The organism is Pseudoclavibacter chungangensis (assembly GCF_013410545.1).
Lineage (GTDB): Bacteria > Actinomycetota > Actinomycetes > Actinomycetales > Microbacteriaceae > Pseudoclavibacter > Pseudoclavibacter chungangensis.
Genome location: NZ_JACCFV010000001.1, coordinates 752379 through 766882 on the forward strand (window position 1 = coordinate 752379; position 14504 = coordinate 766882).

The 14504-nt window shown below is 71.5% G+C and carries 14 protein-coding genes; 13 read left to right on the top strand and 1 reads right to left on the bottom strand.

The window, feature by feature from the left end; all coding sequences use genetic code 11:
• Positions 1 to 8: 8 nt before the first annotated feature.
• Positions 9 to 1457: an NADP-dependent phosphogluconate dehydrogenase gene (gene gndA, locus HNR16_RS03290; protein WP_158040121.1), complete on the bottom strand. Its 1449-nt coding sequence runs from the start codon at positions 1455 to 1457 to the stop codon at positions 9 to 11.
• A gap of 210 nt (positions 1458 to 1667) precedes the next feature.
• On the opposite strand from gndA, the gene HNR16_RS03295 reads away from it, so the two are divergent.
• From HNR16_RS03295 to HNR16_RS03355, 13 genes are all read left to right on the top strand, one after another.
• A complete protein-coding gene (locus tag HNR16_RS03295; RefSeq protein ID WP_158040120.1) occupies positions 1668 to 2552 on the top strand; it encodes a hypothetical protein in 885 nt (294 codons plus the stop codon).
• A 230-nt stretch (positions 2553 to 2782) separates the two neighbouring features.
• Positions 2783 to 3385, top strand: coding sequence for a 50S ribosomal protein L25/general stress protein Ctc (locus HNR16_RS03300; RefSeq protein WP_158040119.1), 603 nt, complete (start codon positions 2783 to 2785; stop codon positions 3383 to 3385).
• A gap of 105 nt (positions 3386 to 3490) precedes the next feature.
• A complete protein-coding gene (gene pth / locus HNR16_RS03305; protein ID WP_158040118.1) occupies positions 3491 to 4078 on the top strand; it encodes an aminoacyl-tRNA hydrolase in 588 nt (195 codons plus the stop codon).
• Positions 4078 to 4515, top strand: coding sequence for a D-aminoacyl-tRNA deacylase (gene dtd, locus HNR16_RS03310; RefSeq protein ID WP_158040117.1), 438 nt, complete (start codon positions 4078 to 4080; stop codon positions 4513 to 4515). The genes pth and dtd overlap by 1 nt, the downstream gene beginning before the upstream one ends.
• A 267-nt stretch (positions 4516 to 4782) precedes the next feature.
• Positions 4783 to 6156 carry an MmgE/PrpD family protein gene (locus HNR16_RS03315; protein ID WP_158040116.1) on the top strand — a complete coding sequence of 458 codons (1374 nt, stop codon included), beginning with the start codon at positions 4783 to 4785 and terminating at the stop codon, positions 6154 to 6156.
• Between the two features lie 53 nt (positions 6157 to 6209).
• Positions 6210 to 7046, top strand: a complete 837-nt coding sequence (locus tag HNR16_RS03320) for a phosphosulfolactate synthase (protein WP_158040115.1) — start codon at positions 6210 to 6212, stop codon at positions 7044 to 7046.
• A gap of 194 nt (positions 7047 to 7240) precedes the next feature.
• The gene (gene mvk, locus HNR16_RS03325) at positions 7241 to 8212 is read left to right on the top strand and encodes a mevalonate kinase (RefSeq protein WP_158040114.1); all 972 of its coding nucleotides are present in this window, start codon (positions 7241 to 7243) and stop codon (positions 8210 to 8212) included.
• Positions 8209 to 9177: a diphosphomevalonate decarboxylase gene (gene mvaD / locus HNR16_RS03330; RefSeq protein ID WP_158040113.1), complete on the top strand. Its 969-nt coding sequence runs from the start codon at positions 8209 to 8211 to the stop codon at positions 9175 to 9177. Before mvk ends, mvaD begins: the two co-directional genes overlap by 4 nt.
• The gene (locus HNR16_RS03335) at positions 9174 to 10265 is read left to right on the top strand and encodes a phosphomevalonate kinase (protein WP_158040112.1); all 1092 of its coding nucleotides are present in this window, start codon (positions 9174 to 9176) and stop codon (positions 10263 to 10265) included. Before mvaD ends, HNR16_RS03335 begins: the two co-directional genes overlap by 4 nt.
• A complete protein-coding gene (gene fni / locus HNR16_RS03340) occupies positions 10255 to 11373 on the top strand; it encodes a type 2 isopentenyl-diphosphate Delta-isomerase (RefSeq protein ID WP_158040111.1) in 1119 nt (372 codons plus the stop codon). The genes HNR16_RS03335 and fni overlap by 11 nt, the downstream gene beginning before the upstream one ends.
• Positions 11370 to 12428 (top strand): hydroxymethylglutaryl-CoA reductase, encoded by a 1059-nt coding sequence (locus HNR16_RS03345; protein WP_158040110.1) that lies wholly within the window; start codon positions 11370 to 11372, stop codon positions 12426 to 12428. The genes fni and HNR16_RS03345 overlap by 4 nt, the downstream gene beginning before the upstream one ends.
• Positions 12425 to 13630 (top strand): hydroxymethylglutaryl-CoA synthase, encoded by a 1206-nt coding sequence (locus tag HNR16_RS03350; RefSeq protein ID WP_158040109.1) that lies wholly within the window; start codon positions 12425 to 12427, stop codon positions 13628 to 13630. Before HNR16_RS03345 ends, HNR16_RS03350 begins: the two co-directional genes overlap by 4 nt.
• Before the next feature lie 94 nt (positions 13631 to 13724).
• Positions 13725 to 14498: an L-threonylcarbamoyladenylate synthase gene (locus HNR16_RS03355; protein WP_158040108.1), complete on the top strand. Its 774-nt coding sequence runs from the start codon at positions 13725 to 13727 to the stop codon at positions 14496 to 14498.
• Positions 14499 to 14504 lie beyond the last annotated feature (6 nt).

Below are 14504 nucleotides of genomic sequence, written 5' to 3' on the forward strand. Positions count from 1 at the left end.
ACGTGGGCTCAGTCGGAGACCTTCGTCTCGGAGCGGTCGCCCGACCACTCGGTGTGGAAGACGCCCGGCAGGTCGACGCGACGGTACGTGTGCGCACCGAAGAAGTCGCGCTGGCCCTGGATGAGGGCCGCAGGCAGCCGGTCGACCGAGAGCGAGTCGTAGTAGGCGAGCGACGCCGAGAACGCGGGTGCGGGAACGCCCGAGAGCGCGGCGGTCGCGACGACCCGGCGCCACGCGTCGGACCCCTCGGCGACGGCCTTCGCGAAGAAGTCGTCCGCGAGGAGCGACACGAGGTCGGGCTGCCGCTCGTAGGCGTCCGCGATGAGGTTGAGGAAGCGCGCGCGGATGATGCAGCCCGCCCGCCAGATCTTCGCGATCGCACCCGGGTCGAGCTGCCAGCCGTACTCGCGGCCGCCCGCGAGGATCTCGTCGAAGCCCTGCGCGTAGGCGACCACCTTCGACGAGTAGAGCGCGCGGCGCACGTCCTCGACGAACGTGTCGGGCACGACCTGCGGCTGGGGGCGCGAGGTGATCGTCGCGCCGACCGCCGAGCGCTGCTCGGGGTGGCTCGAGACACCGCGCGCGAAGACGGCCTCGGCGATGCCCGAGACGGGTGTGCCGAGCGCGAGCGCCTGCTGCACCGTCCACGTGCCCGTGCCCTTCTGGCCCGCCTGGTCGACGACGACGTCGACGAACGGTGCACCGGTGACGGGATCGACGTGGCGGAGCACCTCGGCCGTGATCTCGATGAGGTACGACTCGAGCTCGCCCGTGTTCCACTCGGCGAAGATGTCGGCGATCTGCGCGGGCGTGTAGCCGCCCACGTTGCGCAGCAGGTCGTAGGCCTCGGCGATGAGCTGCATGTCGGCGTACTCGATGCCGTTGTGCACCATCTTCACGAAGTGCCCGGCACCGTCGGTGCCGATGTGCGTGACGCACGGCGCGCCGTCCTCGGGGGCGCGGGCCGCGATGGACTCGAGGATCGGGCCCAGCGTCTCGTACGACTCGGCCGTCCCGCCGGGCATGATGCTCGGGCCGTTGAGCGCCCCCTCCTCACCACCGGAGATGCCGGTGCCGACGAAGTGGATGCCCGTGGGGCGGATGTCCGCCTCGCGCCGGATCGTGTCGGTGAACAGTGCGTTGCCGCCGTCGACGATGATGTCGCCCGGCTCGAACGCCTCGACGAGCTGCGAGATGACGGCGTCCGTCGCCGCGCCGGCCTGCACCATGATGATGGCGGTGCGTGGGCGGCTGAGCGACGCGGCGAAGTCGGCGACCGATTCCGACGGCACGAAGCCGGCCTCGGGGTGCTCGGCGACGAGATCGCGCGTGCGGCCGGGGGAGCGGTTGTAGACGGCGACGGTGTTGCCCTCGCGGCTCGCGAGGTTGCGCGCGAGGTTCGACCCCATGACGGCGAGTCCGACGACGCCGATGTTCGCGGTGGGAGTGTCAGGCATATCCGGTTGGCCCTTTCGACGATGACGGCGAGTCCGACGACGCACCGCTCACAACCGTAGGGCACGGGGCCAGGATACGACGGGGTCGCACCTGTGCTCCGGGTTCGTGTGACGCTCGGCGGTTACGCTGTCGCGACCGGGCCACGGCAGGATCGGCCGGACGGGACGCCGCGCCGGTCATCGAGAGCGGACGAGAGCATTGGACGGGGCATGGACCAGGACGAGCCGACTCGCGCATACGACTTCGGGGCGCGCGACGCGCAGCAACGCGACACCGACGAACTCGACCTGGGGGCGCGCGGTGGGAACAGCCCGACCGTCGCGTTCCCGGCGGTGGGGCCGACCACGTCGACCACCGACCGGCCACGGGACGACGTGTCGTCGTGGGGGAGCGGTGTCGAGGACGATCGCACGGCCGTGTTCGACGCGCCGCGCTCGACGACGGGCGACGCATGGAACGCGCCCGCCGCGACGCGACCCGCCCACACCGAGGCGCGCGCCACGCACGGCTCCTCGGGTGCGGACGCCGTCATGTTCCGCCCGGCGCCGGAGCCGGCCCGCGAGCTCCACGGGGCGCAGCCGCGGCCGCCGGGGCCCCACGCGGGGCTGCGCGTCCTCGCCGTCGTGCTCGCGCTGCCGCTCACGGCGCTCGGCGTCGCCGGCTTCGTCAGCGTCACGACCGTCGCGATCGCGAGTGCCGTGGGCACGTTCACGGGCGACGACGCCGTGCCGGCGTGGTTGCTCCCGGTGGTGGCGTTCGCCGCGGCACTCCTGCTGTTCCTGACGGGCCTCACCGCACGACTTTCGGGCACGGGTGTGGTGGTCGCGGGGGTCGTCTCGTTCGTCGTCGGCGGCATCGCGCTCGCGGCGCCCGATCCCGTCGTCACGTTCCTGCGCGACTCCTCGGTCGTCGACGCTCTGCTGCAGACCGACGGCGTCGGGGCCGCACTCGCGCTCGCCGTCGATCCCGTGCTCCGACTGACGGCCGGCACGATCGGCGGGGTCTCGCTCGCGGTCGGCACGCTGCTCGTCGCGGTCGGCGTCGCCGTCCACGGCGCACGACGCGCGGGATGGGAGCGCGGCGCGGGGCGCTGACGCCGCCGGATCGGTGCGCACCCGCGCGCACCGGTGCGGGCGTCGAGTGTGTGCGGCGCGCACCGGATGCGGTAGAGTCGTCGATTGGACTTCGGCGAGGGGCCGCTCCGATCGACGAGATCGGATCGCCCGTTATCGACGCGGTGGATGTGCGATCGCACGTTTCCTCACGCTTCCGGCGTTCGAGACGACAACACGATGCGGGCACATCGCTCGCCAAGGAGAGACTCATGGTTGACCAGAACACGCTGTCCGTCGAGGTGCGCGAGCACTTCGGCAAGGGCGCCGCACGCAAGATCCGCGCGCTCGACAAGATCCCCGCGGTGCTCTACGGGCACGGCACCGACCCCCGTCACCTGACCCTCCCGGGGCACGAGACGATGCTCATCCTCCGCAAGGCGAACGCGGTCATCACGCTCGACATCGCGGGCGACGAGCAGCTCGCGCTCGTCAAGGACGTGCAGCGCGACCCGGTGCGTCGCATCATCGAGCACGTCGACCTCGTCGTCGTCCGCAAGGGCGAGCGCGTCGAGGTCGAGGTGCCCGTGCACCTCGAGGGCGAGTCGTTCGCCGGCACGATCGCGGTGCAGGACGCGACGAGCATCCTCGTCTCGGCCGAGGCGACGAACATCCCCGAGTCGGTCGTCGTGTCGATCGAGGGCCTCGAGGAGGGCACGAGCATCCACGCCACGCAGGTCGAGCTGCCCGCGGGCGTCGAGCTCGTCGGCGACGAGACCGAGATCATCATCGTCTCGATCCAGACGCCGCAGCTGGAGGAGGAGCTCGAGGAGTCCGAGGCCGAGGACGGGGCCGCCGAGGCCGACGCCGAGTAGTTCACGGCACACGCCGATCCGCACGAACGGGCCCCGTCGACGACGGGGCCCGTTCGTCGTCCCGCGCGCCGCTACGCTTGGACGGACCGTTCGGAGAGGGAGACGATGGCGACCGACACGTGGCTCGTGGTCGGCCTGGGCAACCCGGGCGACCGCTACGCGCGCAACCGACACAATGTGGGCCAGATGGTCGTCGACGAACTCGCCGCACGACTCGGCACGGGGTTCTCGCGGCACGCCCGCGCGAACGCGCGCGTCGCCGAGGGGCGCACGGCACCGGGCGGCCCGAAGCTCGTGCTCGCGAAGTCGAACGGCTACATGAACACCTCCGGCGGGCCGGTGTCGCAGCTCGCCGACTACTACGGGGTCGACGACGACCACGTGATCGTCGTGCACGACGAACTCGATCTGCCGTTCGACCGGCTCAAGCTCAAGCAGGGCGGCGGGCACGGCGGGCACAACGGCCTGCGGGACATCATCAGCGCGCTCGGCGGCGGCGATTTCCTGCGTGTGCGGGTGGGCATCGGGCGACCCCCGGGCCGGCAGGACCCCGCCGAGTTCGTCCTGCGCGACTTCGCCGCGGCCGAACGCGAGACGCTGCCGATCCTCGTGCAGGAGGCCGCGGACGCCGTCGAGCTCATCGCGACGGAGGGGCTCACCGCGGCCCAGTTGCGCGTGCACACGAGCGCCTGATGCGGGCGGTCGTCACTCGCGTGTCGAGCGCGTCCGTCGAGGTCGAGGGGACGATCGTCGGCGCGATCGACGAGCCGGGGCTGCTCGCGCTCGTCGGCGTCACGCACGCGGACGACGAGCGCGAGGCCGACAAGATCGCGCGCAAGCTCTGGGGGCTCCGCATCCTCGACGGCGAGGTGTCGGCATCGGACATCGGGGCGCCGCTCCTCGTCGTGAGTCAGTTCACGCTCTACGGCGATGCGCGCAAGGGGCGGCGGCCGTCGTGGTCGAACGCGGCCGGCCGCTCGCTCGCCGAGCCGCTCGTCGAGCACGTCGTGGCCCTGCTGCGCGCATGGGGCGCGCGCGTCGAGACCGGACGCTTCGGTGCCATGATGCGCGTCTCGTCGGTCAACGAGGGGCCGTTCACGGTGCTCCTCGATTCAGCCGACATCGCCTGAGCCGGCCGCGAGTCCGGGCGCCGATGCTCGGCTCGCGCCGCCGCCCCTCGGGTCCGCGACGTCCACCGTGCCGGGCGTCCTCGGCGTCGTGCGGCGCCCTGTCGTCGACCGTGCTGCAGGCCCCGCATCCCGACTCGGTGTCGGCTTCGTGCCGTCCGGACGAATCCCGTGAGCCGACGGATTTATCCTGACATCGAGATAAATCTGGCGTTTCCTCTTAGGTAAGGCTGCCCTAACAACGATCGGGTGGCTCGAGAGGGGAGACACATGACGGACGTACAGGACCTCGCCCGATTCGTTGCGGACGCGAACTTCGACGACCTCAGCGAACAGGCGGTCGAACAGCTCAAGATCCGCGTGCTCGACACGCTCGGGGTCGCCATCGGCGCACTCGACGCCGAGCCGATCGTCGCCATCCGCGGCCTCATCGACGACCTCGGTGGCGCACCGCAGTCGACGCTCATCGGGGGAGGCAGGACGGCGCCCGACCGCGCCGCCTTCTTCAACAGCGCACTCAGCCGGTACCTCGACTTCATGGACTCGGACCTCGCCAAGGGCGAGACGAACCACCCGTCCGACACCTTCGGTGCCGTGCTCGCCGCGAGCGAGTCGGTCGACGGCACGGGCCGCGAGCTGCTGACGGCTTTCGCGGTCGCCTACCAGGTGCACGCGCGCCTCTCGGACGTCGCGCCCGTGCGCGCCAAGGGCTTCGACCACACCTCGCAGGGCTCGTTCGCCGCCGCCGCGTCCGCCGCGAAGGCGCTGCGCCTGCCCGAGGAGCAGATCGCGAACGCGATCGCGATCTCCGGAACCGCGAACCACGCACTGCGCGTCACGCGCACGGGCAACCTGTCCCACTGGAAGGGGCTCGCCTACCCGCAGGTCTCGAAGGAGGGCATGTTCGCGGCGCTCCTCGCCTCGCGCGGCATCACCGGACCGGAAGAGGTCTTCGAGGGCAACAAGGGGTACCGCGAGTCGATCACGAAACCCTTCGAGCTCGATTGGCTCGCCGAGGACCTCGAGCGCGTCACGCGCTCGATCATCAAGAAGCACAACGCCGAGATCCACTCGCAGTCCGCGCTCGACGCGGCACAGGACGTGCGCGCCCAGGCGGGCTTCGCCCCGGCCGAGATCACGGGCGTCAAGCTGCGCACCTTCGACGTCGCCTACTCGATCATCGGCGGCGGCGAGGAGGGCGACAAGCGCTCCATCCGCACGAAGGAGGAGGCCGACCACTCGCTGCCCTGGATGCTCGCGGTCGTCCTGCTCGACGGGGAACTGAACCCGGCCCAGTACGAGCCCGAGCGCATCGTCGCCGACGACGTGCAGGAGCTCATGCGCACGGTCGAGATCACACCCGACGACGGATTCTCCGCCCGGTTCCCCGACGAGATGCCGGCCGAGCTCGAGGTCACGCTGCGCGACGGCACGGTGCTGCGCGCCGAGCGCTCCACGTACGAGGGCTTCCACACCGACCCGCTGAGCTGGGAGGGGGCGCGGCGCAAGTTCGACGCGCTCACGGCCCCGTTCACGAGCGAGGAGCAGCGCGACGCGATCGCGAAGGTCGTCCACCACCTCGAGGACGCGCACGTGCGCGAACTCACGGCCCTCCTGGCCGAGGTCCGCACAACGCGCGCCTGAGCAGCACACGACCGATACGACGGCCACGACGGCCACGAAGAAAGGAAACCATCATGAGCAACGCGGTCCCGCACGACGTCTCGTTCAACTTCGTTCCCCGCGCCTACCGGCCCGCCAAGCCGCGCACGTTCGGCGTCACCGAGATCCGGGCGCCCTACTACGCGACGTTCGGCACCCGGCACCTGCAGGACGTCTTCGACGTCGCCGGCCAGTGGGTCGACGGCATCAAGTGGGCGGGCGGCTCGTTCTCGCTCGTCCCGACCGAGCAGGTTCGCGCCTTCAGCGACATCGCCCACGAGAACGACGCCTACGTGTCGTCCGGTGGCTGGATCGAGACCGTGCTGCGCTACGGCGACGACGCGGTCGACCAGTACCTGAAGGAGGCGAAGGAGGTCGGGTTCGACGTCATCGAGATCTCGACGGGCTTCATCATGCTCACCACCTCGGGCCTCGAGCGGCTCGTCGAGAAGGTCGTCAAGGCCGGCCTCAAGGCGAAACCCGAACTCGGGATCCAGATCGGCTCGGGCGGCGACTCCTCGGAGGCCGAGCTCGCGGCCGAGAGCACGAAGGACGTGGGCGACCTCATCGACCGCGGCAAGCGTGCGCTCGACGCCGGCGCATCGATCATCATGATCGAGTCCGAGGGCATCACCGAGAACGTGGGGGAGTGGAACACGGGCGCCGCCGCATCGATCATCAACGGGCTCGGCCTCGAGAACGTCATGTTCGAGGCGGCCGACGGGCCCGTCTTCGAGTGGTACATCAAGAACTACGGCAACGAGGTCAACCTCTTCGTCGACCACTCGCAGATCCTGCAGCTCGAGGGGCTCCGGCAGAACGTGTGGGGCAACAAGTCGACGTGGGGCCGGGTCATCAACCCCGCCCCCTGATCGCCCGCCCACCGCGGCCGCCACTGTCCGCACGGACCGTGGCGGCCGCGGTGTCGTCCGCTCCGGGCGCCGGGGAACGGTGCAGCTTCGACGGCCCGATTCGGGGTAGACTTCCCGCTATCTCAACGGGTGAGGCGAGGCCCGGGTCGGGTCGATTCGAGCTGCCACCCCAACGCTTCGCCGGAGTCCACCACATGCACGCTTCCACCCCCTCGCCGTCGAGCGCGCCCGATCGGGCCGAGGCGAGCGGGACGGGCCGGGCGCACGCGAAATCCATCCTCATCGGCGAGCACGCGGCGGTCTACGGCGCACCCGCCGTCGCCATCCCCGTCCACGGGCTGCGCTCGCACGCGCACTTCGACGACGGACACGAGCCCTGGCTCCGGACGCCGCTCTACGACGGCCCCGTCTCGGGCGCTCCGGAGGCGCTCGCCCCCGTCATCACCGCGTGGCGGCACGCCGCCGAACGCTTCGGGCTCGCACCCGGCCGGCGCGTGCTCACCGTCGCGAGCGCGATCCCCATCCAGCGCGGTCTCGGCTCGAGCGCCGCGGTCGCCGCCGCCGTGATCGACGCCGTCGCCCGCGAGGCCGGACTCGACCCGCACACGAGCACGCGACACGAACTCATCCAGCGCGCCGAGACCGTCGCGCACGGCAACCCGAGCGGCATCGACGCGGCGACCGTCGCCGCCGACGGTCCCATCCTGTTCCAACGCGGCACCGCGACCCCCATCGCCACCGGCGCACCGCTGTCCTTCGTGATCGCCGACACCGGCGTGCAGGGCTCGACCGCCGTCGCGATCGGCCTCGTGCGCTCGCTGCGCGAATCGAACCCCCGCCACGTGGACGGCGCGATCGCCCGACTCACCGAGCTCGCGACCGACGTCGCCGCGCGACTCGAGGCCGGCTCCGCCCGCGAGACGGGCGACGCCATGAGCGAGGCACACGAGATCCTGCGCTCACTTGGCGTGAGCGCCGATCCAGTCGATACGCTGGTGCGGGCGGCCGGGGCCGCCGGCGCACTGGGCGCCAAACTCACCGGCGGAGGACTCGGCGGTTGCGTCATCGCCCTCTCGCCCACCGTCGACACGACGGAACTGCAGCTCGCCCTGCGCGCAGCAGGGGCGGCCGCGACCTGGACGACCACCGTGGAGGCCCGAGCATGACGAGAGCGACCGGCGTCGCGCACCCCAACATCGCACTGGTGAAGTACTGGGAGAAGCGCGACGAGCGACTCATCCTGCCGGTTGCCGGGAGCCTGTCGCTCACCCTCGACGCGTACCCGACGACCACGACGGTCGAGCTCGACGAAACGCTCGACGCCGACACGTTCACGCTCAACGGTGCCGCGGGCGACGAGACGCAGACCGGACGCGTCACCCGATTCCTCGACCTCGTGCGCGAGCTCGCGGAAACCGACACTCGCGCGCACGTCAGCTCCTCGAGCGACGTGCCGACCGGAGCGGGCCTCGCCTCTTCGGCCGCCGGCTTCGCGGCGCTCGCGGTCTCCGCCGCTGCGGCCTTCGGGCTGGACCTCGACGCGCCCGCGCTCAGCCGGCTCGCGCGACGCGGTTCCGGCTCGGCGTCGCGGTCGATCGTCTCCGGCTACGCCGTGTGGCACGCGGGCGACGACGAGGCGTCGTTCGCCGAGGGCGTCACGGGGCCGGACACCCGCATGGTCGTCGTCACGGTCGACCGCTCGACGAAGGCGGTCTCGAGCCGCGAGGCCATGAAGCGGACGGCACTCACCTCGCCGTACCACGATGCGTGGGCGTCGTCGACGGCCGAGATCCTGGAGGTCGCCCTCGAGGCGTGTCGCGACGACGACTACACACGGCTCGGACGCATCACGGAGCTGCATGCTCTGCGCATGCACGCGCACATCCAATCGGCCGATCCGCCGATCCGCTACCTCCGTGCCGCGAGCATCGCGGTCTTCGACGACGTCGAACGACTCCGCGCCGAGGGCATCGAGTGCTACGCCACGGCGGACGCCGGACCGAACGTCGTCGTCCTCACGCTGCCCGGCGATGCGGCGGCCGTCGCCGAGCGGCTCGCGGTGCACGGGACGACCACGGTGGTCGGCCCCGGCCCCGCCGCGTCCCTCGTTAGCGCTGGAGCGGAGCGTTGATCGTCGCGCGCACCCCGGGCAAGCTGTTCATCGCGGGGGAGTACGCCGTCGTCGAGCCCGGCGAACCGTCGGTCCTCGTCGCCGTCGACCGGTACCTCACCGTCCGACTCACCGAGAGCGCGGACGAGGGGCGCATCCACTCGGGTGAGTACGGGCACGCGCCGCTCGTCTGGACGCGCGGCGCCGACGGCGTCAGCGTCGTTCGCGAGCACGGTCCGGCCGACTACGTCCTGAGCGCGATCGCGACCGTCGAGCGCCTTCGCGGCGAGCGCGGTCTCGCCCCGCGCTACTTCGACCTCGACATCACGAGCGGCCTCGACGACTCGCAGGGCCGCAAGTTCGGCCTCGGTTCGTCGGCCGCCGTCACGGTCGCCGTCGTCGCCGCTCTCGACGAGTTCTACGGCCTCGCGCTCACCCGCACCGAGCGCTTCAAGCTCTCGCTGCTCGCGACGATCCAGATCGCCCCGAACGCCTCGGGCGGCGACCTCGCCGCGTGCACCTTCGGCGGGTGGGTGCGCTACACGGCACCGGATCGACTCGCGCTGCGCGCCTTCCTCGACACGCACACGATCGCCGAGACGCTCGACGCACCCGGCTGGGACTCGTACAGCACCACACGGCTGCCGCAGCCGGAGTCCGTCGAACTCCTCGTCGGCTGGACCGGCAGCCCGGCCTCCACCGAGCGGCTCGTCGACCGCGTCCGGCACCGTCGTGGCGACACGAGCGGCCCCTACGCGCGATTCCTGCAGAACAGCGGAGCGAACGTCGACGCGCTCGTGCACGCGATCGAACGGGACGACACGTCGGCCATGCTGGAGACCATCCACACCGCGCGGCACCTGCTGCAGGGGCTCGGCGACCGCAGCGACATCGGCATCGAGACGCCACTGCTCGCCGCCCTGTGCGACGCGGCCGAGCGGTACGGCGCAGCCGGGAAGCCCTCGGGCGCCGGCGGCGGCGACTGCGGCATCGTGCTCGCACCGCGCACCGCGCCCGTCCGACGACTCCTCGCCGACTGGGAGAGCCACGACGTGCGCCGGCTCGATCTCACGGTCCACCCGCCGGAAGGGGGGCCCGATGGGAACTGAACGAGCAGGGAACCACGAGTCCCGGAAGGACGAGCACCTCGCGCTCGCGGCCGAGCAGGCCCGCGAGGGCGCCCCGCGCAACGACTTCGACGAACTCGCGTTCGTGCACCACGCGCTCGACGGCGGCGACGCCGACGACGTGCGGCTCGACGTTCGCCTCGGCGAGCTCCGCTGGCCCGCGCCGCTCTACATCAACGGCATGACCGGCGGCACGGCGACGACGGCTCGCGTCAACCGTCAGCTCGCGATCGCCGCGCGCGAGACGGGCCTTCCCGTGGCCTCCGGATCGATGAGTATCGCGCTCGACCACCCGCAGACGGCACACGGGTTCCGCGTGCTGCGCGAGGAGAACCCCGACGGCTTCGTCATGGCCAACCTCGGCGCTGGTCGGAGCCCCGACGACGCGCTCCGCGCGGTCGAACTCGTCGACGCCGACGCCCTGCAGATCCACGTGAACGCGGTGCAGGAGACCGTCATGCCCGAGGGCGACCGCGACTTCTCTGGGTGGGCGCGCTCGATCGAGCGCATCGTCGCCGTCGTGCCCGTCCCCGTCATCGTCAAGGAGGTCGGCTTCGGACTCAGCGGACGCACGCAACGGACGCTGACCGAACTCGGCGTGCGCATCGCCGACGTGAGCGGCCGCGGCGGCACCGACTTCGTGCGGATCGAGAACGACCGGCGCCCACTGCGCGACTACGCGTCGCTCGTCGGCTTCGGCCAGTCGGCCGTCCAGAGCCTGCTCGACGCCCCCGCCGAGTCGCCCCTCGTGCTGCTCGCGTCCGGCGGCGTGCGCTCTCCGCTCGACGTCGCGAAGGCACTCGCCCTCGGGGCACGAGCCGTCGGCGTGGCGGGCGGGTTCCTCACGGCAGCGACCGAGGGCGGCGCACCCGAACTCGTCCCGCTCATCGAACGATGGCTCGAACAGCTGCGACAACTGTGCGCACTCCTCGGTGCCGACTCGCCGGAGGACCTGGCGCGCACCGACCTGCTCGTGCGCGGGCGCCTCCGCGAGGACTGCGAACTGCTCGGCATCGACCCCGCCGCCTACGCCCGCCGACGGGACGCGCGGCCCCGAACCATCCACGAACCCTCCGGGAGGACGCGATGACCCACGACGAGACCACGACGGTTACGGCGATCCCCACCCGGTGGGTGGGGCCGATCCGCGTGTCCGGGAACGCGGTCACCGGTGAGATCTCTGTCCCGCTCGCGACCTACGAGACACCGCTGTGGCCCTCCGTCGGCCGCGGCGCGAAGGTGTCGCGACTCGTCGAGGGCGGTATCGCCGTGACGATCCTCGGCGAGCGCATGACGCGCTCGGTGCTCTTCACGGCACCCGACGCGGCATCGGCGCACACGGCCGCGCTCGCGATCCACGAGCGCGAGGCCGAGCTGCACGAGGCCGTCGCGGGCACGAGCCGGTTCGCGAAACTCGTCGAGGTGCACCCCGAGATCGTCGGCAACCTCCTGTTCGTCCGCTTCGCGCTCCAGACGGGCGACGCATCCGGCCACAACATGGTCACCCGCGCCGCCGACGCGCTCATGGACCGCATCCTCTCGTGGGGGCTGCCCGTCGAGTACGGCTCGATCTCGGGCAACTACTGCTCGGACAAGAAGGCCACGGCCGTCAACGGCATCCTCGGTCGCGGCCGCAGCGCCGTCGCCGACATCCTCATCCCGCACGAGATCGTCGAGCGCGTGCTGCACACGAGCGCCGAGCGCATCGTCGACCTCGTCGTGCGCAAGAACCTCGTCGGCAGCACCATCGCCGGTGCCCTGCGCTCGGCGAACGCGCACTACGCGAACATGCTGCTCGCGTTCTACCTCGCCACGGGGCAGGACGCCGCGAACATCGTCGAGGGGTCACAGGGCATCACGTATGCCGAGACCCGCCCGGAGGGGCTCTACTTCTCGTGCACGCTGCCGCACCTCATCGTCGGCACCGTCGGCAACGGGAAGCACCTCGCACACACGCAGGAAGCGCTCGAACGACTCGGCTGCGAGGCCGAGCGCGAACCGGGCGCGAACGCACGCCGACTCGCCGCACTCATCGCGGCCTCGGTGCTCTGCGGCGAGCTGTCCCTGCTCGCCGCACAGACCAACCCGGGCGAGCTCATGGCCGCCCACGTCGCCTTCGAGCGCACGGGAACGGAGCAGTCATGACCCGCATCGGCATCCACGACCTCGCCGTCGCGACGACGCACCACGTCGTCGAGCTGGACGATCTCGCCGAGGCGGCCGGGGTCGACCCGGCCAAGTACCGCCTCGGGCTCGGGCAGGAGCGCATGAGCTTCCCCGCCCCCGACGACGACGTCGTCACGATCGGCGCCGCCGCGGCGGCACCGATCCTCGAACGACACGGTGCCGACGGCATCCGCACGGTGCTGTTCGCGACCGAGAGCGGCGTCGACCAGTCGAAGTCCGGTGGCGTGTTCGTGCACCGCCTCCTCGGGCTGCCGCCGACCGTGCGCACGGTCGAGCTCAAGCAGGCCTGCTACGGCGGCACCGCGGCGCTCCAGACCGCGCTCGGCATCGTCGCGCGCGACCCCCGCGAGCGCGTGCTCGTCATCTCGAGCGACATCGCGCGCTACGAGCTCGACTCGCCGGGCGAGCCCACGCAGGGCGCGGCGGCCGTCGCGATGCTCGTGAGCGCCGACCCCGACATCCTCGAGATCGAGCCGATCGCGGGCGTCAACACGACCGACGTCGACGACTTCTGGCGCCCGACCGACTCGACGACCGCGATCGTCGACGGCGCGCTCTCACTCGACGCGTACCTCCACTCGGTCACGGGCGCGTGGGACGACTACCGGGCCCAGGGCGGCCCCGACGTCGACGAGATCCACCGCTTCGTCTACCACCAGCCGTTCACGAAGATGGCGCGCAAGGCGCACGCCCACCTCGCCGCGCACACGGGTGTCGAACTCCCCGTCGAGACGCTCGAGACGTCGTTCCGATACAACCGTGTGCTCGGCAACAGCTACACGGCCTCGCTCTTCGTCGGCCTCGCCGCGGTGCTCGACCACGAGGACGACCTCGCGGGCACGCGCATCGGCCTGTTCAGCTACGGATCGGGCAGCGTGAGCGAGATCATCACGGGCATCGTGCAGGACGGCTACCGCGAGCACTCGCGCCGCGACGAGACCGCCGCCGCGCTCGCCGCACGCGTGCGCCTCCCGCTCGACGACTACCGTGCCCTGCACGCGGCGACGACGACGTCGAGCGCCGACGTCGAGACGCCCCATGTCACGACCCGCCCGTACCGCTTCGCGGGCGTGCGCGGGCGGGCACGCCACTACGAACCCACGACGACCCCGGCCACGGCCGAGCGGGAGACGGTCGAGCCGGCCTCGGCCGACCGATAGCGGATCGGCCGACACCCGCCGGCACGCGCCGGCGGGTGAGACGGCCGACGACGAGCGCGCCGCCCCGCGCGGGCGGCCGACGAAGGGGCAGCGCATGAGCACGCACCTCACCTGGAACGGCGGCGTCCAGCAGGAGGCCGTCGACCTCCTCCACGCCGGCGGCGGCATGGTGGTCAGCCCGACGAAGGTCGGCTACATCGTCGTCGTCACCGACCGGGCGGGGCTCGAGCGCAAATTCGAGGCGAAACAGCGCAAACGCAACAAACCCGCGGTCGTGCTGTGCGGCTCGCTCGAGGAGCTCCACGCGCTCGCCCGGACGAACGACGAGATCGACGAGTTCTACCGTCGCCACTGGGACGACGACATCCTGCTCGGCTGCATCCTGCCGTGGTCCGACGAGGGCCGTGCGCTCCTCGGTGACGACGAGGCGGAGCTCGCGACGGACGTGCGGGGCACGAGCTGCTTCGTCGTGCGCTTCGGTGCGCCCGGTGAGGCGATCGCGAAGGCCCTGTGGGACGAGGACCGCACGATCCTCTTCGCGAGCTCGGCGAACCCCTCGGGACGCGGTAACCGCGGGCTCGTGTCGGGCATCGGCGAGGCGATCGACGACGCCGCGGACCTCGTGATCGAGGCCGACGACTTCGTGCGCTCGGTGCAGCCCGACGCGTCACCCGAGACGCGCTACGAGCAGGGCGTCATGGTGTCGTTCGTCGACGAAGCGGGCGAGCTCGTTCCGGAGCAGCACGGCGAACGGCAGGTCTCGCCCGCGCCGATCGTCATCCGCGGCGGTCTCGACATCGACCGGATCATGAGCCAGCTCGCGCGCAGCTTCCCGAGCTGGGACTACCGCCACGGCCAGTACTACTGAGTTCCC